Source organism: Daejeonella rubra (assembly GCF_900103545.1).
GTDB classification, from domain to species: Bacteria; Bacteroidota; Bacteroidia; order Sphingobacteriales; family Sphingobacteriaceae; genus Daejeonella; species Daejeonella rubra.
The window spans coordinates 14,882-33,990 of the sequence record NZ_FNHH01000009.1; the positions used below are offsets into that span (position 1 = coordinate 14,882).

The following is a 19,109-nucleotide window of genomic DNA, read 5'->3' on the forward strand; positions in this document are numbered from 1 at the left end:
AATCAACAACACCCCTCTCTGCCAATGTAATAGATGATTTGACCTTATTCAGAATGGGTATTTTTTTAATGGAGATTATTCCGAGGTACGAAATTCAATATGCTAATCACTAAGCCTCCCAGCAATTTAATGGTGACATTCATTAACAAGTTCAAGATCTTTACATATAAAGAGTAATGAAATTGAAATTCAGGAAGCCAGGAATCAGCTTGTTTTAGTAAAAGAATTATAGCTCAGTTCCAGTGTCTCAATAATTAATAAATCGTCCTGTTTTTCAGAAAATGCAAGTTTAATTGATATTGGATATGCATTGACTAATTTCCAGCTTGAATAAATGGTCCCAACTTCATCAATAAGCAGAAGACTTAGGTTTTTGCTGGTAAAAACAAGTGATTCATAACGAGGTTGCAACCATTCAATAAGCAGCAAACCCCTTAAGATGCCTTTTTTAAGGGTAATGTTTGCATGTTTTGGTGGAGAAGGAACAAACTGCTTAAAAAGCTCATTCATAGTCGAATGTGGTTCTTCTTGTTTCATCCGAACATTTAACCCACTAACTTCAGCAAAATCTCCATTATGCTCATCAGTAAAGCCCTCTACAGTTAGCCTGAAATACAATCCAGTATTTTTACGAAATCTCATTTTTAGAAGCTAATAATTAAAACCTTTATACCCCCCACCATTATAGTGCCAGCAACAGGAATTATATTTTTTTCTCTTAATATTATTTTATTAAGCAATAAAAAAAAATAGTACCGACAATGAACATGTAGTATTGTAACTCTGAATTCAACTATAAAAGAAATTGCTTCGTTGAATGTTCCTACTGAATCAAAAAATATGGCTTAAACTATTGTTTTGCTAAAAAATAAAACAATAATGTTTAATTAAATATCAAATAATAAAATCATTGTATGTTCTGAAGAATTCATATTCTCTAATTTAAAATCTTTAATAGCACAAGCTAAATAACATAATTTCAAAATTTAGAGACGAAATAATCAATGTTTTAATTGCTTTTAATAATTGTAAAATTAAAACTCTTGAATAAAATTATTTGAAAAAAGGAATTGAGATTTAAGAAGTTCATTTGAAAAAAAACTAAACTTCCACTAATCAATTGGTTAATTAATTTAATTAAAATTAAATACAAGTATACTATTTACAAATTGATTTTATAAATCTGACATTAATTTGACAAAAGTCGTTTAAATACTTTTAAGGCACGAATAATCATTAAAAAAATTAAATTTTCAGGAAAGAAAGGCTAAAAAATCAGAGCAGTTAATAAGGTATTTTAATTGTTAAAACCAACATGCGTTTCAACATATTCCCTGCGAGTAACCTGAGGAAAAATACTAAAGAGTTTAGAATCTGCATCAATCTATTATGAATTCCAATTTTCAATACCCAGTCCCAAAAAAACATTCATATATATCTATTAATAAGCTTATTACAGGCTTTCATTTTTATGTTTTGTTGAAAATCCATGCAATTAATAGCAATATTAATTAGTTTGAGTTTTTGATTAATGAAGGTTTATAATTTAAAATATAGTAGAATTTCAAATAGTTCATTAAGGCACTTATATACGAACTTGACCCAATTAAAGGCGTTTTTTAGATAATTGCGTTTCTGTTAAATCTCCCAATTATTTAAGACTAACTGATGAGACCTGAATGGTCGAAACATGGCGCTAGCTGTGTCTTAGTCAAAAACTAGATAGGTGCAGACCTAGTGGGTATCAATCCCGAAAACTGCCGTAAAGTAAGGTGATAGATCAGACACCGAAAAGCGTAAGAGTCCGTAAGAGTTGAAAGAGCCTCTCGGTAAAAGTAGCCGTATACGGGTGAGTGCCCGTACTGATGAGTTACAAATAACGAAACGGATTATGAATGCAAAAGAGTTTGACGAGAAGTTCCATTTTATACTGGAACTGGGAATAGATACGAATGCTAACTACCTTTCTTTGCGCCAGTTTGTTGTTGAAACAGGTGGACAGCCTTTACCAGATCATCCGAATTCAACGGGAACAGTTCCAGAAAAAGAGGACGACTCTCTTGGGGACATTCCTCAACCTTTAACATGAGGTAGGCAAATAATTCATGATATTTATCTTTAAGTTCCTGCGGTATCGTTGCCATGTGATAATCTACACGTGCTTTGATTTCATTATCAATCTTTGAGAGCTTAATGACCTCTTTTTCGGCTTCCAACTTGGAATCCATTAATGCAACGTATTCTTCGATCTTTTTAATGTCAAATATATTTTGAAACCTCTCTAGGGTTTCTAATTTTGACTTAAGGGTATTAATCAGACTAAACTGCCATACAAATACCGCTATGTAAATTATTACAATAGCGAAGTTCAAATAGATATTCATAAATAACTTTTTATTAATATACTTCATTTATCTGAAAAACAACTATTTACCTAATAAGATACCTTTTTATTTTTATGCTGAACACCAAAGAATTTAGAACGATACGAGATTTAATACACCGTTTCCCTACCGAAGAATCATGTCACCAATATTTAGCCTCCAGACGTTGGGGAGGTTATATGGAATGTCCATTTGAAGGATGTGCAGGAGATCAGGCTTATGTCTTTAAAGACGGTATACGCTACAAATGCAAGTGTTGTAAGAAAATCTACAATGCCAAGACCGGAACCGTGTTTGAAGCCTCTAAAATACGCCTGATGGACTGGTTTATAGCAATCTTCATGATCATGCACAAACGAGGCATAAGTTCAGTACAGTTAGCTAAAGATTTGGGCGTAACACAGAAGACAGCTTGGTTTATGTTGCACCGACTAAGGGAAACACTTGGTAATGAGCCAGAAGAACAATTAGAAGGTATTGTCGAGATAGATGAAACATTTGTAGGAGGTAAGGCAAGGTTTAAACACAAGGATAAGCGCATTAAGTACAATCCAGGTCGTGGATGGGCTGATAAAACTCCGGTTCTTGGAATGCTACAGCGTGACGGCAAGGTTAAAGCCATGGTTATACCCAACGTATTAATGGTAACCCTTAAAAAGGAGATATTGCCACAGATCAAAACAGGCACATTGCTAATGGGAGATGGGTTTAATGGTTATCGATGCTTAGAACCCTATTTTAAGCTGTATAGCGTTGACCACGGCAAAGGATTCTATGCAGACGGGGAAATACACTCCAACGGGATTGAGAACTTCTGGAGCCATTTTAAAAGGCATTTGGGAGGCACACACATCAAAGTCAGCAGAAAACATTTAAACAAATATGTTCAGGAATCAAGTTTTCGTTATAATTACCGAGATTTGAATATTCAGCAACAAATGGAAAAGATTATTGACAATGTGCAATGTAGGCTGAAATACAAAGACCTCATTAAAAACGTAGCATGAGTAAAAAACAATCTAAAGCACCACCGGGTCAAAGCTCATTAATAAAAAAACGAGCGGATAAGCCGTTACCTCCTAAAAAGGAGCAAAGCGGTGACAGGGCTTTTGATGATGCTATTGATAAACTGCTCAAAAAGAAGTCCCCTAAGATTTAATAACATCGAAGCCCCTTATTTGGGGCTTTTTAATTTCTCAGAATATGTGGTTTGTAAACTATCTACGCCGGATGGCTGATAAATACGGGACTTCCCCACAGGGTATGTTACTGGATTTTGCTTTGGTGTCCGGTCTGCTATTAGCCTGTCTATTAGCTTTTGTTGTTTGTACATATTTTTTTCTAATTCGTCCATTTTGGATTCCGTAGAATAAATACTTATCGCTGAAACCGAAATCGTAAGAAATGCAACCAACAAGGTCGCAAGACCCATACGTTTTTGAGCTATAAAGTTTTTTTGAGAACCTTCGTTTACCAAAAGGTTCGATCTTATAAGAAGCTGTTGGTTATAGTACTCAAATCCAGCGTGGGTTAACGATGCAGAAACATTTAGTTTTTTTACATATTCATCGTCGGTGTAACCCTCGTTCGGGAATTCGAAATTATTCCTGTAGTCTTGGATATGCCCCAACTCCTCTAATATTCTCATTAGATGATTTACATTTTCTTGTTTGTTCAAATGAACTACGTCAAACATATTATCCGGGCTGCGTAACCATAGCCTGAAATACGCACTGAGGTCATGTGCCCTGTTGACACCCCGATGGGCTAAGAGACCCACAATTTCAAAGTGAGTGGATTTGGGTAACTTCATCTATTTATATTTTCGTGTAGTCTACTGCGTAATATGGGTTATCCTTTATGTACCGCAATTCAATTCTGTATATGTTTTTAGGGTCAATCCAAGTGTTTTCGTTGACCTTTGTCGAAGTTTCGTTGAGTCTCTGAATGAACTGAATTAGATTTTCTTTATTGGAGACTCTGGAATACATCCTGCAAATTCCATTTTCAAATAAAAATGAGTTATCGTCGTTGGTGAGGATGTTTTTATAATGCACCATCGTGATACCCTCTGTTGTTTTGTTACCCATAAATGTCAGATCATTATTGGTCTTCAATTCGGCTCTTAACTCTGGGTAGGTCATTCCGATTAAATGGGCTTGAGACTTAGCGGTAATCGACATTAATACCATCAAACACAGTAATAAATATTTCATTTTAATTTAAGCCTTACACTCCCTGTCAGGTCTTTAAAGTAAAGAAGCGTGGGAATGTAGCATTACCCGCACTCAAGGTTCTTGGAAGACCTAAAACAGCAGAGCAAAGTACAGCCCACGCTTTGGCGTGAACGGTAACTGATACTCCTTGCTGTAGTGCGAATTTTCCAAGATTCTGAGTGCAAGAATAAAAGCTAACGCTTCTATGATATTTAATTAATTATTTCTTTGAATAGGCTTTTAGGTTTTAGGCTTATCGGAACATTTTAAAATTACAAAAACAAACTTTTAAAACCACAATAATCAACGAGTAATTTTCGGTTAGACAGGAGTGAAGCATCCATAGTGGATACCACTACTTTCAAATTAAAACAGGTCGAAGTCGCAAGGGTGCTTGAAGGTATTCCCTTAGCAGAAGCCAAAGACTTACTGTATGCAATTGCTGAGTCATTGGAAGAAATGGCTGTAATCAAGGCTCCGGCATCCGTTGAGTTCAAAGAAACGGGTCAATTAAATATTAATAGGCTCGTAGACGACTAAAACAACGTTTTTTACCATTAATTTGGCATTACGGCTACTTTGCAGAATATTAAAACTAGTGGGTTAACTTTGTATATAAGTGCCTTCATTAAATTCTGTTTAAACTATTGTAGTTATAATACCAAAATATAAATCTGCTTACATATTTAGTGTAACTATTGCAAATAGTTAACGTACTAATACTATCTACTTAATTGAGAGGAAAACGTGTAATGAAAAACAAATTATTTATTATCGCAGTATTCACCTTTTCAGGCATTTCTTTTTTAAACACTACTACCAGTGCTCAGAATACAAAAATGTCTTTAGGCGCAAATAGGTCATCAAGCTATATGGCCATTAATTCAGCATCTGAAAATTCATCAAACCTGCTTTCCATAAAGGGACAAGGAAGTTCTGAATATGTCAATTTCGAATCAGAAAAAGTCAAAATGAGCACAAAAGCTATGTATATGGCATCTGAGCAGTTTGTATTTGATAATCTTAGTTCACTAAAGAGTTCATTTAAAACATCTGATATATATTTTGATCTTGATGACGCAAGTATCCGTCCTGATGCTTTACCTGCACTGAACAGCCTTGTTACATTATTAAATGAAAATCCTGGTGTTAGTGTTGCTGTTTCAGCTTTTTCAGATAGCCGTATGGCTAAATACAATGATAAGTTAGCATTCAACAGAGCACAAGCTGCAAGAACTTATCTTATTTCTAAAGGAATTTCAGCCAATCGTTTGGTGATCGAAAAGCATGGCAGACCAGATATGTCCAACCCTTGTAATAGTGATCCAAATTGTTCACTTGCCTTACAGCAAATAAATAGAAGAACAGAATTTAACATCCTATTCAATGGTGTTAATCTTGGACAGGTCAATTAATTAAAAATATAGATTTTGAATGCTTTTCCTGATAATCAGGGAAAGCATTTTTTTTTGAATAAGCTGCTTTAACAATCTTTCGTTAATCATTTATCATACTTTACCCTACTGGTCAGCACTTTAAACTAATTTCAATCATGATCGTAAAAATATCTTCAATTTATTTTCAAATATATTTGTCACAAATCATGAAAAGTCTATCTTTGCAGTCCCTTAACAACTGAAACGCATTCGCAATCATTGTTAAAAGTTCGGGGTGTAGCGTAGCCCGGTATCGCGCCTGGTTTGGGACCAGGAGGTCGTAGGTTCGAATCCTGCCACCCCGACAAAGAAGCCAATCAGCAGTGATTGGCTTTTCTTGTTTCTACTCAAAACCTTTCTTCTGAATACTCTACATGGTATTCCTTATAGAAGAGAAGAGATTCTACTAGAGCACTTTCAATTTTACACCTTCTCTGAGGATACCTATCAGGATACCTATTTCAGTAATATACTCTCCTATTCATGCCTTTTAATCATAATGCTATGAGTACAGAGTCCTTTCACGTATCATTTAACATCAAACGAGAAAAAGTAGATGCTAAAGGCCTAGTGCCAATTTATACAAGAGTTACAATAGATGGACAAAGAACTTTCCTTAGTACAAAAAGAAAGGTTCCTGAAGCTCATTGGGATAAGATTAAAGGAAGAGCATTTCCATTGAATAATAATCTTAATTCCCTGAACAAACATTTAGAAGTAATAACTACAACAGTATACAATGCATATGCTGAACTGTTAATTAAAAAGAAGAGGATTACCATTGAGAACCTAAGGAGGGAATTATCCGGAGATAAAGAAGAATCCCATTCTATTTTATCCCTTATACGACAACATAATAAAGAATTTGAATCTCTTATCGGAGTAAGATACAGCACTGGGTCTTATAAAAATTATAAGACAACGCTGAAATTGATTGAGAACTTTATCCAAAAATGTTATTCAAAAAATGATTTACATATAGAAGAACTGACCTATAGTTTCGCAAACAGCTACTATAATTATCTTGTCTCTAGGGATATATGCAATAATAATGGTGCGATTAAACATATCCAAAGACTTAAAAAGATTACACTTTACGCTTTTAAATTAGGGATTATAGCATTTAAGCCATTAGAGAACATGCAATTAAGACTTCATCCATATTCACGTAAGATTTTGGATTGGAAAGACCTGATGAAAATCAATAACCTAGATATTATCAATTCCACAACTAATACGGTAAGGAAAGTATTTCTCATCCAATGCTATACGGGGCTTGCCTATTCGGATATCAAGAAATTAACTAATAAGGACATCTCAAATGGAGTTGATAACAAACCTTGGATATTTATAGAAAGGACGAAAACAAAAACCAAATCAACAATTCCCTTACTGCCCCAAGCAGCAGTTATCATTAACCAATTTGTTTCTAATAGGGTTACGTTAGAGGGTCAGCCGATTATTCCTGTGCTATCAAATCAAAAGATGAACAAGCATCTTAAAGTTATTGGTCAATTGGCTGCTATAAACATACCCCTAAGCACTCATGTTGCAAGGCATACATTTGCGACTACTGTGGCGTTAAGTAATGGAGTTCCAATTGAAACTGTAAGCAAAATGCTTGGCCATACAAATATTCGAACTACTCAAATTTATGCTAAGGTGATAGAAGCTAAAATCAGTGTAGATATGAATAACTTGATGAGTTCATTGGAAAAGAAGTTATTGGACGAATAATAGAAAATAGTTAGAAAACCAACTTACTGACTAATCGTAAAACAGTAAGTTGGTTTCATCAGTGCCTAATCTAAAACGTATTTTTCACCTAATATAGTAATGGTTCGGTTAACCTCTGACTCAAATCGTCTGCTGTTGTGTTCGATTACGTACCACGTTCCCAAGTTGGTAGATTTTGCTTTTCTTTTCAAACCCAAAATATCATATGCATTTTGTAGAATCGCTACAACCTTACTTACTTTGTAAGTAGTATTAAAGGCTAATTTCCCTGCTAAAACTTTCTTCACCCTTACGTTTTCACTATCATCTCCCCGTATTGCTAATTTCTTGGTTATGTTACTAACACTATATTTCATCCTACGGACTTCAGCAACACCTAGCGTATCAAAAGCTTTTTTAACAAGTGGTCTTTCAAGTTCTATAAATAGTATTCTTTCCTCCCCGTTTCCAATTGGTTGATTGATATTATGCTTTAATAACACATATTCTTCAAAAAGCCGCTTAAATGTTGTCCTTGAATGGGGTTTAGATTTTAGAACATCAGAGACTAGTTGATCTTTTATGTCAAAACCAAAATCTTTATAAAACTTTACCAGATTACCAGAATTACGGTAGCAATTATTAATCTTAAAGTTCATTCGGTCTACCTTAACTCTATTGATATCAAAATATACTTTTCTGTTCTCATCCACTTTAAGATAATCATTACCTAAATTAACTGAAAGAACTTTTTTAATCGTTCTTTGTTTATGTTTTCCATTACCCTTTGTGGAATCCATCTCATTATTTAGCCAATCCACATACTCTAATTCCTCATTCATTTGCTCTTCAGTGAAGTTTATATATTGCTCATAGGTCATATCGCGCCCGTTATATCTGTGACTTTTTGAATAGATATGAGTTATTTCATTGTTATACTCACTATCTCTAATTCTACCACAGATTTGAATAAATAATGTCGATATATCTATAAGAGTATGAGCAAGTTTACCATCAGATAGAATAAAGGTTTTTCCCTCCTTATCAAATATATCCACACCTTCAAAAGCAGTTGCAGTATAGAAATTTATAAGTTTGGGAGTCTTCAAATCTTTTGAGATTTTATGAACTGACCCAAGCTTTTGCTGGTTTTCTGGTTTATCAGCGCATATAATTTTGACGATATCGGGATGAAGCCCACAAGCTCTAATAATTTTCGCAATGGTTATAACTGAATTCACAAAAAGATGGATGTTTCCAAATGACTTATTATCAATTCGTTGTTTAATGATACGAACAGCAGTATTAATCGCACTCTTGGTCTCAACTAGTCTAACATTCAGTTCAGGAACATCTTCCCACACTACTTTTGTTATAGGAAAATGCTTTAATTCCTCTAACATGAATTCTTGTTCAATTGGAGTGGCAGTCATAAACGTTACTTTATCGAATCTTGGAAAGACCTTTAAGAGATTTGTAATTGAATCGTTCCTGAAATCATATTGGTTGAAAAGCAGGTGATATTCATCAATAAGCAAAAAAAAATCACGTTCTGCATTTGCAGGAACACCGCCAATTTGAAAGTCAGAGTATTTGTTAATGCATCGAACTACCCTATCAATTGAGTTATAAGTAACCATGATTTTTTTGTACTTAATTTCCGTATTGTTCAAATAGGCTATAATATCTTTGTCTTGTATACCTGAATATACACCCATCAGATGAAAGTCCTTATTTTCACACTTACAATTAATAAGACCTATATATGGAACTATAATAATTGAATGTCTTTTCGCTTTTAATTCAAGTTCCGTACCACCACATCCTGTTTTGCCTTTATTAAACATCGTGTTAGGAGGTAATTCGTTTATTACCTCGCTTAAATACTTGATACCTGTACTTGCATTTACAATAATCTGCTCCATAGAGGAGACATTTTTAACGATTTTGTTCATAACATAAATTTTAAATGAAAAAAATATTGATTTTGTTACCAAAAAAAAATTCTTTCGACTCTATTTCTTATGGAAAAATGGATTCAGGATTATTTTCGGTAACATTTAGTTAAAAAATCACCTAGATCAGTGAAGCGCTTCTGTTTTTAACTATTGGAAGTACTAATTTATCAATCAAAAAGCAGATTTGCAAGTGAAAAATGTCGTTTACGCGCTGGAATCAAAGCAAAAGTCAATGATGCATGCCTTATTGACCAATAATATTAATTCAACACTTCTTAATTACCTTATTGCTTACTTTTATGCTCTTCAAAGGTTCTGTCTCGTGCAATATGAACCATAAGCAATTCCGGTAGTTGGCCTTTCACACACCAGATTACATGGAATTTCGCAATTTCCAATGCTCAGCAACACCAAAGCCAGATTCACCATCACATGCGACGCTTCGTATCTGTCATGGGTGATTGCTTTAGCAAAGTCATTACTCCATAAAAGCTTCCTCTGTATTTACCCTTTACACAACCTTCGCTGTAAATACACTCGCTTTTCGTCTTTATATGCTCGCCTGATTGTCACCAAAAGCTCGGACTCCATCACACATCCTATATCGTCCTCGTGTCTTTGACATACCCTGCATCAATCCTTCGGATTTCCTTTGCAGGGACTTTTGGCTCAACTCGCAGACGTCTCGCATTAACCACTTCTTCAAACTCATGAATTATGAAAAAAAATCTAGACAACACATTTAAGGTATGTGAATTACAACTTGTTTATAAACAAACCTTCAAGCCGTCCCAACGCCCTAAAATCACCAATTCTTTGGACAGCTACAATCTCTTAATAAGCATTTGGAACACAGAAATCATTGGATTTATTGAAGAGTTCAAGATATTACTTCTAAATAGAGCACATAAAGTAATAGGATGTTACGATATATCAACAGGTGGTATTTGTGGAACAGTCGCAGACCCAAGAGTAATATTCGCAGCAGCACTTAAATCATGTGCTACTTCAATAATTTTAGCACATAATCACCCAAGTGGAAATTTAACTCCTAGTGAAGCAGATATATCATTAACAAGAAAGCTTAAAGATGGTGGCCTGATATTAGATATAGCAGTACTCGACCATATCATTCTTTCAACCGAAGGATATTACAGTTTTGCCGATGAAGGAATAATTTAATGGTCAGTCATCCTAAGATTTAGAGACAGATTCAAGTTTTAGGTTTTTCTTATAAAAGAGATGTATACTTCTTCTTGTGATACATCCCTAAACAAATAGATTTTATTAAATCTAAAACACTCCCCAAGTCATTTGCTCGCACCAGAACAAACACCATACTCATGCCTTTCAATTAGCACTTTCATCAGACACTCCCTTTTATAATATAGAGATTCCCAATCCCCCCTCTTTATCTATAAGTACAACCTCACTACTCAAATACTAAGAAAATAAACAAATTCCGAAGTTTTTTTCAGTTGAAAAGACAAATCTTCTCTTTTCAGAAGCTTAAAAGGACAAGTGCCAGTACCACATCATACAACCACCCCCTAAGTTTTGGCTATATCGAAGTGCCCCCGATAATCCACTATAAAAAGGGGTAATACACACTCAAAGAAAAAGAAAAAATGGTAACAGTAGTTGATTGTTCCGTTCGCCAAAGTGGTGAAGGAAAAGAACTGGCTTATTTAGTAGTACAAGGACAGCCGGAATTTGTAAAGTCACTAAACTCACAAAGGGTCTATATGACCACGAGAAGAGCATTCGTGTTGACAACATTCGATAAGAAGACTTGCAAAAGCCTAATTGGTACTAAGTTCCCTGGTTCTATTAAGAGAATTCAATGTGATGAGTATGAGTATACTGTCCCTAATAGTAATGAGGTGATTAAGCTTGATTTTAGATACGAGTACTCTGATGAAGCAGCAAGTATGGAAGAGATGGTATTCGAATCACCAAATTGAAAATGTTGTAAGAATTCTAGATTAGTATTACCCTTTTCCACTCTATAAGTTTTGCATGAAAAGTAAATTGAATTCCTGCTTATTTATAAATAAGAAAGGAAAATTATTCAGAGTCTCATGTCCTTTTAGGGTAAGGGGGAAAAATGCAATCAAATTACAAGAACATCAATTATATGTGGTAGACCAAATATATCAGATTGATGATAATATAATTCTGTATGAAATTAATAAAGTGGAAGTAAATCATAGAGATTATGAAATTCTAATCTAGTGATATCTGAATATAGGGTTCTTTCAAAGTGATAAATCTTTAAACTATCACCTTGGAAGAACTTATTCAACTAAAATCAAAGAATTCTTTAGGGGAAATCTCAAGTACAGAAGCAATTGCAATTAATGTAATTAGGGTAACATTGACTTCACCCCTTTCTATATTTCCTATTTGATTCTTAGAAATGCCAGCTTTAAGTTCAAGGCTTTGTTGTGATATATTTCTTTCCTTCCTTAAATCTCTAAGGCGATTTCCAAATTTCTTTAAGATGACCTCATCACGAATATTCACAGGTCTAAGTTGACCTTATGAAATATTAATGTCTACCAATTATAATTGGTATTTGCATTAGATATTATATATTTAAGTAACTATTCAACATACAAAGTAAGTAAGCTGATTATTATGAAATTTAACAGAATTGACTTTGGAGACAAAAGCCTAAATAAGAGTTCCAATGCAATAGTTGAAAAAGCTGAGGAACTCCATACCTCTTTTGAACAGTTGGGAAATTTACCGCATATTATGGAGAATGGCTCCTACTTAGGTAACATCTTTCTAAAGGAGAGTCTTCTATTATACAATGATATTATTTCAGAAATTCCACAAGAGGATAGGAGAGTTATAGAGTTAAGTGAAATCATAGCTGTTACAGCTATAACGTTGGCAAGATTTACATGTCAACATACAGCTGTCTCCGCAATGGCAAGTGATTTTAGGAGCAACCCTAATGCCATCATTATGGATTATAAAATCGCTTTGGAAGCAGCTGATGATATTTTAAAAGTTATAAGTACTTTAAAAATGTCCTCAAGAGCAAAGGAACTTCTTGAGGAAACAAAAAACATTTCAGCAACAGCCCATAAACGACTAAATGGGTCGAAAGGCTGTTTTATTGCTACCTATGTTTACGGTGATTTCGATGCACCTGAAGTAGTACTTTTGAGAAAGTTCCGAGACGAAGAATTGGACAAAAGCATTTTAGGAAGGACTTTTATACAGATATATTATTACTTGTCACCTAAACTAATTAGAGTATTAGGCTCTAGTAGAACCTTTAAGCGCATTTCGAAAATCATAACTGAAGCATTAATTAAAACTCTTAATGAACGTCAAACATAATTAAAAGAGCAATTGGAAAAGTGTTGATTCTTGATGCGCTAGGTTTATTAATTGGAGCAGCGGCTGGTAAAGAATAACAAAAACCATGATATATGGTACTATTTTCGGAGCGTAAGCTTCCCAATACCAGATGTAATCTTGGGCTCAGCATTTGAGGGTTGTAATGAAGGAGATGAGAATACTAAACATTGGCAAAAAGATTAAACTTATATACATCCCATAATAACTTATTTACATCATGAGCATCATTAGAAATATCATAATAAACTTAGTCATCATTAGCGTACTTTTAAGTACTATTTCATGTGTACAAAAAAAACAAGATGAAGAATCTCCTTATAGTTGTAATGTAAAAATTAAGGAAGAAGGAAGCATAAAAACATTCAGAACCTCAGGGTCTTTTATTTTTCAATCGCAAGGAGAGGAAAAAGTTAACGCAATTGAAACAGCAGCATCCTTCAAAATAGATACAACATCCGGAACGGTTGAAAAAATATTATTGTTATCAACTTACACTTTGACAACCAAAAACTCTTGGCCAGTAGTGAAAGCAACGTTCAAATTAGCAGATAAATCGGTTATTGTATTAACAACAGAGGAACATATTGAAGGAACTATGAATGAAAAAGTAAATATGACAGGGAACTTTTTCAATTTAAATGAGGATAATTATACAAAGCTATCTAATAATGCGGTACAAGAAATAATACTTGAAACACAAGGAGATTCTGTAAGAATTAAACCAAGCCAAAAAATTATTAATAGTCAGCTCAATTGCGCGTTTAAAGAGTCAAAAAAACAATAAGCAATTGAGTATGATTACTAGTGAAAGCTCTGACCCAATTCATCTTCTCGCCATTGCAATTTCCAAATATGATGTAAAAAGCATAAAACGTTTAATTGGAAGTAAGTGTAAGAATCTTGAAACTGTAGGCAATATCAAAGTCAGTCGAAACGAATATCTGCATTGGTTAGTTAAACAAATGTTTTCCTACCGAACTGAAAGTGCCAATCAAACTATTACATACATGACGGACATTTGTAACGGTTGTCAAGTAGGAAGAACTGTAGTGATATTTGATGAAGGCAGGTTTCCTAAACAAGAATCTAATGCCCTATTCAAATACACTGCTTGGAATATAGAAGTTGAAGAAGGGTTTATTACCGGAATTAGTTTCTGCCATTCAACAGAGAAACTAAGAACACACGATGATTACGCTTTTTAAGTAAATCATAATGATTCAAAGGTACCTATTAGGATACCTAAGCATTTTAAACAAATTTATTTCATGAAAAACCTCGCTTTAAACACGGTATCGCGCCTGGTTTGGGACCAGGAGGTCGTAGGTTCGAATCCTGCCACCCCGACCGAACAAAACGATCCCTCTCTGTGAAAACAGAGAGGGATTGTTTGTTTTAGTGGTTTTTTTATTTGTAATTTTTGGTAATAATTTATACAGTGATTCCAAAATAACCGGATTTAGATTTTCGGTTATCCAATGTCCTATAAAAAACCTGCCTATACGTTAAAAGACAGGGCTCCGTTTTATTTTACATACCCCGAAAGGTTGTCCCTGCAGCAAGAGCAATAAAACCAATCAGTAATAAGGGGTAATTATATTCTGTCAATACAGGAACATTAGCATAATGACCAATGATGCCTGAAATACCACAGATTAACCCAATCATCCAGGTTATTTGTTTTGGTGCTGAAGGTGCTTTCATAAGATATGTTTTTAATTGGCTGTAAGAAGAATTGTTGTCTTACGTAAATGTATGATATTAAATTAAATTGATCTGTTTAATAATTCGCTCTTCTGATCTCCCTGATATGACCCACTGATCGGATTTACATACTCCTTCATGAATTGCTTGATAATTTTTAAAATCATTTTAAAAATCTGTTCTCCGCAAATTTTTTCCTTATCCACAAGATATCCAGTATGGTTTAGCCAAGGTTTAGAACAGAGTTGAACAAAACGGTGAGGTTTGGGATACTCGAAATACAATTTACTGATTGGCTTTATTTGTGGCGGATGTTCATCGTTTTGCCACCCGGAGAAACGAAACGATCCCTTTCTGTTATCACAGAAAGGGATCGTTTGTTTTATTGCACTTGGTTATTGGGCTTTATTGAGATACGGAGTTCACGTTTAATATTTCAGGAAGCATTTATAAAACTTAATTATTCTTTCCTCGTTTGGCACCTGCACCTCCTCCCCTGCTACCTGCAGGTTTGTTTCTATTTATTCCACCTGATCTATTTGGGCTGATCTGCTTATCAGGGATGCTCCTGCGCTTATTGAATTTATTCTGAGTCCTATAGCGAATTCCATCCATATCAAGGCACTCACCTTGCCGAAGCTGGAACCTTTCCTGATTTTGTAACTGGTAAGAACCATCAGGGTTAACAACAGTTCCATTCCTTAATCTCACCTGTTCCGTAACCTGGCTTTGAACACCATCTTTATATTGATACAACTTACCATCATAAAATCTTAAATGTTCTTCCTGATGGATCCTGTCCTGCTTTTGAATCTGATCCTGTTGCTGCGCCTTAAGCATACTTCCTGCTCCTAACAATATTATTAGAAGGATACTGATCTTAGTTTTCATTTTTCCTGTATTAATTTTTATTATTAATACAAAATTAGACGTCCAGGAACTATCAAGTATTGATATTCGTCAGGTAGGTAATTGATATTAAAATTAAAACTAAATTATAATTGCCTTACCAGGAATAAAGAAGTACTATTTTAAAACAGAAGAAATCATCTGAATTTTCAATTAAATGATCAGTTATGTGCTATTTCCAAATTTAATTGACTAAAACTTCATCAACAAGCAGCAGTGCAGGTTTACCCTTTGCCTGATGCCACACCGGAAGCTTTCTAAGCGGTTTTGCAATGATTTTAAGATGAGAAACTGTTTGAGGTTTAAAACTGGTGTAAATGGTCTTAATTTCCTGCTGGCTGGTTTTAACAGGCATTTCTGGATTTAGAGTAGCGATCAGGTTTAAATTATTTTTATCTGTCCCTCCGTAAATTTGAATACTTGTTGGAGGAAAAGCTGATCCATTTGAAGATATCAAGGTATTTAAGGCAATATTTTCAATTTTCCTGACTGTCTTAAACTCTAACAAAACTTCCAGATTGTTTTCCTGAAAGCCTAGCCAGTTATTATTATTGGTATCAAAATCACCTAATTGTCCGTCAATTAAGGACTTGGCACCTGCCGCTTTATGATATTCATTAGGCACGAATAACAAATTTATCATGTCTGGTTTAATTGCAGTTCTTAAAAAGCCAAAGGTACTCACCTCACTGCTAAGCCATCCCTTTTTATAGGCCTTTGCCTTTATAGTAGCATTCATTTTAATGTTCAAATCATTCTTAAACACAGCAGATGTCAAACTATCAGGTTCAGTGCCATCTAATGTATACCTAATGGTCACACCTTGCCTTGGATGAGAAAGTTCTATTGCACTCTGATCCTTAAATACCCTTGAACTATTTTTTAATAATGGTTGTGATAGTCGTATGAGTGTAGTTCCATCATCTTTAAATCCGGTAATGATCTTTAAATTTTTATTCAATCGCTTTAATTCCTGAATGTCTTTTGCAGAAAATGAAGTGTTCCATATCGTTAACTCTTCCAGACTTTTCAATGCTATAACAGGCTGCACCTGCTTTAAGTTAACCTGTGTACCTGAAAGTGATAAGCTTTTCAAAAATTTCAATCCGGAAAGTTCTTTTAATCCGCTGCCGGTAATATCAGTAAAGTTTAAATCCAGATTCTGTAATGACTTAAATTTTGAAATTTTACTCAGGTCTGCATCCTTTACAGGCATTCTGCTTAACCTCAAACTAATGATTTGGTCTTTAATGGCTGTCAATTCATCCAGTGATTTTGAATCAAAGCCACTTTTACTAAAAAAACTGACTGCCAGTGCAGGCGACCCTTGTGAAACAGGGGCTACTAATCTGTAAAAAGTATTCAGTTTTTTTATGGTTTCATCATCTGCGGCATCAAAGTCGAAACCTTCTTCCTGAATTTCTGCAGGTTTTAACCTTGATGTTGCCAATACTCTTAAGGAATCATTCTGATCAAGGTCCATCACTTTTTTGCTGAATGAGGCATTACCCTTGATCCACAGAAAAAGAAGTTCAGATTCTTCATCAGTTAGCTGAGGCTTACCCGAAGGCGGCATATGCTTTTTCACGGTTGATGGCAAGTGTATCCTTTCCAGCAAGAGGCTTAAATTAGGTTTTCCTGCTATAAATAATTTTCCTGTTTTACCGCCTTTAAGTATGGATAGGCTATCAGTAAGTTTTAAACTACCCTTTAATTTCTGATCATTATGACAACTAACACATTTTTCCTGAAAAATAGGCTGTATTACATGATCATATACCCTTGCCTGATCCAGGGGAACCGGAATTGGCTTTGAAATTGGTTCCAGTACAAAATTATCCCCATGGGTAAGTACCGCACCAAAATGACCTGCAACGATAAGGATCAGAGCTAAAGTGATTGAACCTGCTTTGGCACTGATCTCATTATACCATTTAAAATCTCTTAACTTATATAAAACAGAGGATAAGAAAACTGTGCTAACCCCAAACCACTTATGATATATCAGGGTATCACCTTCATAACCATCTTCAAGGGATAAAAACAAGCCCATCAGGACTGTGATTCCGGATAAAAGTATCCCGCTAAGGAATAATCCTGTGGTAAAATTATAGTAAAAGCTTATTTCTTTATTTACAGGTTTAAAGCGAAAAAACTCCAGGCCTGCAGCCAGAATAAGCAGCACAATTGGAAAGTGCAGTAGCATTGGATGCATTCTGCCAATGGGCTGTAGCCATTGAGGAATCTCCAGTTGCTGCTCAAAGATCAATAAAAAAATGATCAGGATATTGAGGCAAAAAATTACACTAACAGCATAAGCATTAAGCTTGCTTTTCATATAAAAGATCTTGTGGTACAGAAATCAGACTCTTTTGAATTTATAAGGATATACTTTGCCTGAGGCCCATTGTGCCACATACAGGTTTTCATCATCGTCAACACATACATCATGCGGATGGACAAAGATCTTTTCAGCCTGTGACATCGGTTGCAATTTTCCGTCCTTGTAAACAGGTTCTGTTCCTCCAATATTGGAAACTACCTTGTTATCTTTATCTAAAATTGTTGTAAATCCTGAACCTGTATTATCAAGATTCGGTGATCGAAGTACAGCAGCATACAGATAATCATTCTTTATTACTGGACGGCAAACACAAGCGCCCGGCAGGTTGATTATTTCCAGTAGCTTTCCATCCATTGAAAATCGTTTAAAGCAATTGCGGGTACGGTCAGTTACTAATAGGCTTGGAGTTCCGGACCTTCTGTCAACAACAATACCATGGGCATTATCGAGGTGTTCATCCCCTTTTCCACGGCCGCCGAAATAACCTTTAAATTTACCATCATGGCCATAATGCAGGATATATTGATATCCGTATCCATCCGCAATAAAAAAATCCCCATTTGAATCAACTGCTACCTCTGTTGGTACAAATTCCTTCGCATTTTTATAAATACCGGGATCCATCGGAACATCAATGGTCATCAATATTTTACCGTCCATTGTAGTTTTATAAACCTGATGCTTTGAGGTATCTGTGATATAAAGGAATTGAGTTCCATTTTCATCAGCTATGGTAAGTCCATGACCACCCGGAAAGTCATGCCCCCAGCTATCCAGTAACTTTCCTGATTTATTATAGATCAGAATGTTGTTTTTAGTTTCATTAGTAAGCAGAATAATTCTGCCTTTCTTATCCTGAACCATTTCATGACAATCATTGACAGGAAATTTTGCTGAATCTAAAGTCCCCCATTTTGTATCAAGGGTATACTTCATATTATTATGCCCATAAACAGGTCCTTTATCAACCGCAAACAGATCTTTGGCAATAAAAAAACTTGCAGTAACACCAGCACTATTCTGAATGAATTTTCTTCTATCCATAAAATGATTATAAAAAGCTA

The 19,109-nt window shown here is 34.8% G+C and carries 19 protein-coding genes and 1 tRNA gene; 11 read left to right on the forward strand and 9 right to left on the reverse strand.

Going from position 1 to position 19,109, the window contains the following annotated elements; translation table 11 throughout:
* Positions 1 to 204: 204 nt before the first annotated feature.
* Together BLR27_RS08220 and BLR27_RS08225 are read right to left on the reverse strand one after the other, a co-directional pair.
* A complete protein-coding gene (locus tag BLR27_RS08220; protein ID WP_090703527.1) occupies positions 205 to 642 on the reverse strand; it encodes a phage tail protein in 438 nt (145 codons plus the stop codon).
* 1,313 nt (positions 643 to 1,955) lie between these two features.
* Entirely contained in the window at positions 1,956 to 2,384 is a 429-nt protein-coding gene (locus BLR27_RS08225) for a hypothetical protein (protein WP_143007716.1), read from the reverse strand.
* Positions 2,385 to 2,458: 74 nt separating this feature from the next.
* Between BLR27_RS08225 and BLR27_RS08230 the strand changes: the two genes are divergently transcribed.
* Together BLR27_RS08230 and BLR27_RS18495 are read left to right on the forward strand one after the other, a co-directional pair.
* Complete coding sequence (locus BLR27_RS08230; RefSeq protein ID WP_090703533.1) at positions 2,459 to 3,391, forward strand: IS1595 family transposase; 933 nt, start codon at positions 2,459 to 2,461, stop codon at positions 3,389 to 3,391.
* Entirely contained in the window at positions 3,388 to 3,543 is a 156-nt protein-coding gene (locus BLR27_RS18495) for a hypothetical protein (protein ID WP_176767641.1), read from the forward strand. The genes BLR27_RS08230 and BLR27_RS18495 overlap by 4 nt, the downstream gene beginning before the upstream one ends.
* Positions 3,544 to 3,558: 15 nt before the next feature.
* On the opposite strand, the gene BLR27_RS08235 is transcribed toward BLR27_RS18495, so the two are convergent.
* A complete protein-coding gene (locus BLR27_RS08235; protein ID WP_090703537.1) occupies positions 3,559 to 4,197 on the reverse strand; it encodes a hypothetical protein in 639 nt (212 codons plus the stop codon).
* Between the two features lie 748 nt (positions 4,198 to 4,945).
* Between BLR27_RS08235 and BLR27_RS08245 the strand changes: the two genes are divergently transcribed.
* The 4 genes from BLR27_RS08245 to BLR27_RS08260 all read left to right on the forward strand — a co-directional run bounded on the left by BLR27_RS08245 (position 4,946) and on the right by BLR27_RS08260 (position 7,773).
* A complete protein-coding gene (locus BLR27_RS08245; protein WP_090703543.1) occupies positions 4,946 to 5,140 on the forward strand; it encodes a hypothetical protein in 195 nt (64 codons plus the stop codon).
* Between the two features lie 212 nt (positions 5,141 to 5,352).
* Positions 5,353 to 6,015: an OmpA family protein gene (locus BLR27_RS08250; protein WP_143007717.1), complete on the forward strand. Its 663-nt coding sequence runs from the start codon at positions 5,353 to 5,355 to the stop codon at positions 6,013 to 6,015.
* 252 nt (positions 6,016 to 6,267) lie between these two features.
* Positions 6,268 to 6,341, forward strand: a tRNA-Pro gene (locus BLR27_RS08255).
* Positions 6,342 to 6,540: 199 nt separating this feature from the next.
* Positions 6,541 to 7,773 carry a site-specific integrase gene (locus tag BLR27_RS08260; RefSeq protein WP_176767642.1) on the forward strand — a complete coding sequence of 411 codons (1,233 nt, stop codon included), beginning with the start codon at positions 6,541 to 6,543 and terminating at the stop codon, positions 7,771 to 7,773.
* A gap of 65 nt (positions 7,774 to 7,838) precedes the next feature.
* Here the strand turns inward: BLR27_RS08260 and BLR27_RS08265 are convergent, their stop codons facing one another.
* The gene (locus tag BLR27_RS08265) at positions 7,839 to 9,707 is read right to left on the reverse strand and encodes a DEAD/DEAH box helicase family protein (protein WP_090703552.1); all 1,869 of its coding nucleotides are present in this window, start codon (positions 9,705 to 9,707) and stop codon (positions 7,839 to 7,841) included.
* A gap of 720 nt (positions 9,708 to 10,427) precedes the next feature.
* Between BLR27_RS08265 and BLR27_RS08270 the strand changes: the two genes are divergently transcribed.
* Positions 10,428 to 10,892, forward strand: coding sequence for a JAB domain-containing protein (locus BLR27_RS08270; protein ID WP_090703556.1), 465 nt, complete (start codon positions 10,428 to 10,430; stop codon positions 10,890 to 10,892).
* 446 nt (positions 10,893 to 11,338) lie between these two features.
* Positions 11,339 to 11,674: a hypothetical protein gene (locus tag BLR27_RS08275; protein ID WP_090703559.1), complete on the forward strand. Its 336-nt coding sequence runs from the start codon at positions 11,339 to 11,341 to the stop codon at positions 11,672 to 11,674.
* 337 nt (positions 11,675 to 12,011) lie between these two features.
* Here the strand turns inward: BLR27_RS08275 and BLR27_RS08285 are convergent, their stop codons facing one another.
* On the reverse strand, positions 12,012 to 12,236 hold the full coding sequence (locus BLR27_RS08285; protein WP_221406311.1) for a helix-turn-helix domain-containing protein: 225 nt from the start codon (positions 12,234 to 12,236) through the stop codon (positions 12,012 to 12,014).
* 114 nt (positions 12,237 to 12,350) lie between these two features.
* Between BLR27_RS08285 and BLR27_RS08290 the strand changes: the two genes are divergently transcribed.
* The 3 genes from BLR27_RS08290 to BLR27_RS08300 all read left to right on the forward strand — a co-directional run bounded on the left by BLR27_RS08290 (position 12,351) and on the right by BLR27_RS08300 (position 14,293).
* Complete coding sequence (locus tag BLR27_RS08290; protein ID WP_090703566.1) at positions 12,351 to 13,067, forward strand: CFI-box-CTERM domain-containing protein; 717 nt, start codon at positions 12,351 to 12,353, stop codon at positions 13,065 to 13,067.
* A gap of 238 nt (positions 13,068 to 13,305) precedes the next feature.
* Entirely contained in the window at positions 13,306 to 13,872 is a 567-nt protein-coding gene (locus BLR27_RS08295; protein WP_090703570.1) for a hypothetical protein, read from the forward strand.
* A gap of 10 nt (positions 13,873 to 13,882) precedes the next feature.
* Complete coding sequence (locus BLR27_RS08300) at positions 13,883 to 14,293, forward strand: hypothetical protein (protein ID WP_090703574.1); 411 nt, start codon at positions 13,883 to 13,885, stop codon at positions 14,291 to 14,293.
* Positions 14,294 to 14,618: 325 nt separating this feature from the next.
* Here the strand turns inward: BLR27_RS08300 and BLR27_RS18500 are convergent, their stop codons facing one another.
* From BLR27_RS18500 to BLR27_RS08315, 4 genes are all read right to left on the reverse strand, one after another.
* The gene (locus tag BLR27_RS18500) at positions 14,619 to 14,792 is read right to left on the reverse strand and encodes a hypothetical protein (RefSeq protein WP_176767643.1); all 174 of its coding nucleotides are present in this window, start codon (positions 14,790 to 14,792) and stop codon (positions 14,619 to 14,621) included.
* Positions 14,793 to 15,248: 456 nt separating this feature from the next.
* Positions 15,249 to 15,683 (reverse strand): DUF6799 domain-containing protein, encoded by a 435-nt coding sequence (locus BLR27_RS08305; protein ID WP_090703578.1) that lies wholly within the window; start codon positions 15,681 to 15,683, stop codon positions 15,249 to 15,251.
* A gap of 202 nt (positions 15,684 to 15,885) precedes the next feature.
* A complete protein-coding gene (locus BLR27_RS08310; RefSeq protein WP_090703581.1) occupies positions 15,886 to 18,039 on the reverse strand; it encodes a chitobiase/beta-hexosaminidase C-terminal domain-containing protein in 2,154 nt (717 codons plus the stop codon).
* 24 nt (positions 18,040 to 18,063) lie between these two features.
* The gene (locus BLR27_RS08315; RefSeq protein WP_090703586.1) at positions 18,064 to 19,089 is read right to left on the reverse strand and encodes an NHL repeat-containing protein; all 1,026 of its coding nucleotides are present in this window, start codon (positions 19,087 to 19,089) and stop codon (positions 18,064 to 18,066) included.
* Between the last annotated feature and the right edge of the window lie 20 nt (positions 19,090 to 19,109).

What these genes read in the sequence shown, in the direction of transcription:
- BLR27_RS08270 (WP_090703556.1), top strand. Translation starts at nt 10,428, where the DNA reads ATGAAAAAAAATCTAGACAACACATTTAAGGTATGTGAATTACAACTT.
- BLR27_RS08265 (WP_090703552.1), bottom strand. Translation starts at nt 9,707, where the DNA reads ATGAACAAAATCGTTAAAAATGTCTCCTCTATGGAGCAGATTATTGTA.
- BLR27_RS08310 (WP_090703581.1), bottom strand. Translation starts at nt 18,039, where the DNA reads ATGAAAAGCAAGCTTAATGCTTATGCTGTTAGTGTAATTTTTTGCCTC.
- BLR27_RS08300 (WP_090703574.1), top strand. Translation starts at nt 13,883, where the DNA reads ATGATTACTAGTGAAAGCTCTGACCCAATTCATCTTCTCGCCATTGCA.
- BLR27_RS08305 (WP_090703578.1), bottom strand. Translation starts at nt 15,683, where the DNA reads ATGAAAACTAAGATCAGTATCCTTCTAATAATATTGTTAGGAGCAGGA.
- BLR27_RS18500 (WP_176767643.1), bottom strand. Translation starts at nt 14,792, where the DNA reads ATGAAAGCACCTTCAGCACCAAAACAAATAACCTGGATGATTGGGTTA.
- BLR27_RS08250 (WP_143007717.1), top strand. Translation starts at nt 5,353, where the DNA reads ATGAAAAACAAATTATTTATTATCGCAGTATTCACCTTTTCAGGCATT.
- BLR27_RS08295 (WP_090703570.1), top strand. Translation starts at nt 13,306, where the DNA reads ATGAGCATCATTAGAAATATCATAATAAACTTAGTCATCATTAGCGTA.
- BLR27_RS08290 (WP_090703566.1), top strand. Translation starts at nt 12,351, where the DNA reads ATGAAATTTAACAGAATTGACTTTGGAGACAAAAGCCTAAATAAGAGT.
- BLR27_RS08235 (WP_090703537.1), bottom strand. Translation starts at nt 4,197, where the DNA reads ATGAAGTTACCCAAATCCACTCACTTTGAAATTGTGGGTCTCTTAGCC.
- BLR27_RS18495 (WP_176767641.1), top strand. Translation starts at nt 3,388, where the DNA reads ATGAGTAAAAAACAATCTAAAGCACCACCGGGTCAAAGCTCATTAATA.
- BLR27_RS08230 (WP_090703533.1), top strand. Translation starts at nt 2,459, where the DNA reads ATGCTGAACACCAAAGAATTTAGAACGATACGAGATTTAATACACCGT.
- BLR27_RS08260 (WP_176767642.1), top strand. Translation starts at nt 6,541, where the DNA reads ATGAGTACAGAGTCCTTTCACGTATCATTTAACATCAAACGAGAAAAA.
- BLR27_RS08315 (WP_090703586.1), bottom strand. Translation starts at nt 19,089, where the DNA reads ATGGATAGAAGAAAATTCATTCAGAATAGTGCTGGTGTTACTGCAAGT.
- BLR27_RS08275 (WP_090703559.1), top strand. Translation starts at nt 11,339, where the DNA reads ATGGTAACAGTAGTTGATTGTTCCGTTCGCCAAAGTGGTGAAGGAAAA.
- BLR27_RS08220 (WP_090703527.1), bottom strand. Translation starts at nt 642, where the DNA reads ATGAGATTTCGTAAAAATACTGGATTGTATTTCAGGCTAACTGTAGAG.
- BLR27_RS08225 (WP_143007716.1), bottom strand. Translation starts at nt 2,384, where the DNA reads ATGAATATCTATTTGAACTTCGCTATTGTAATAATTTACATAGCGGTA.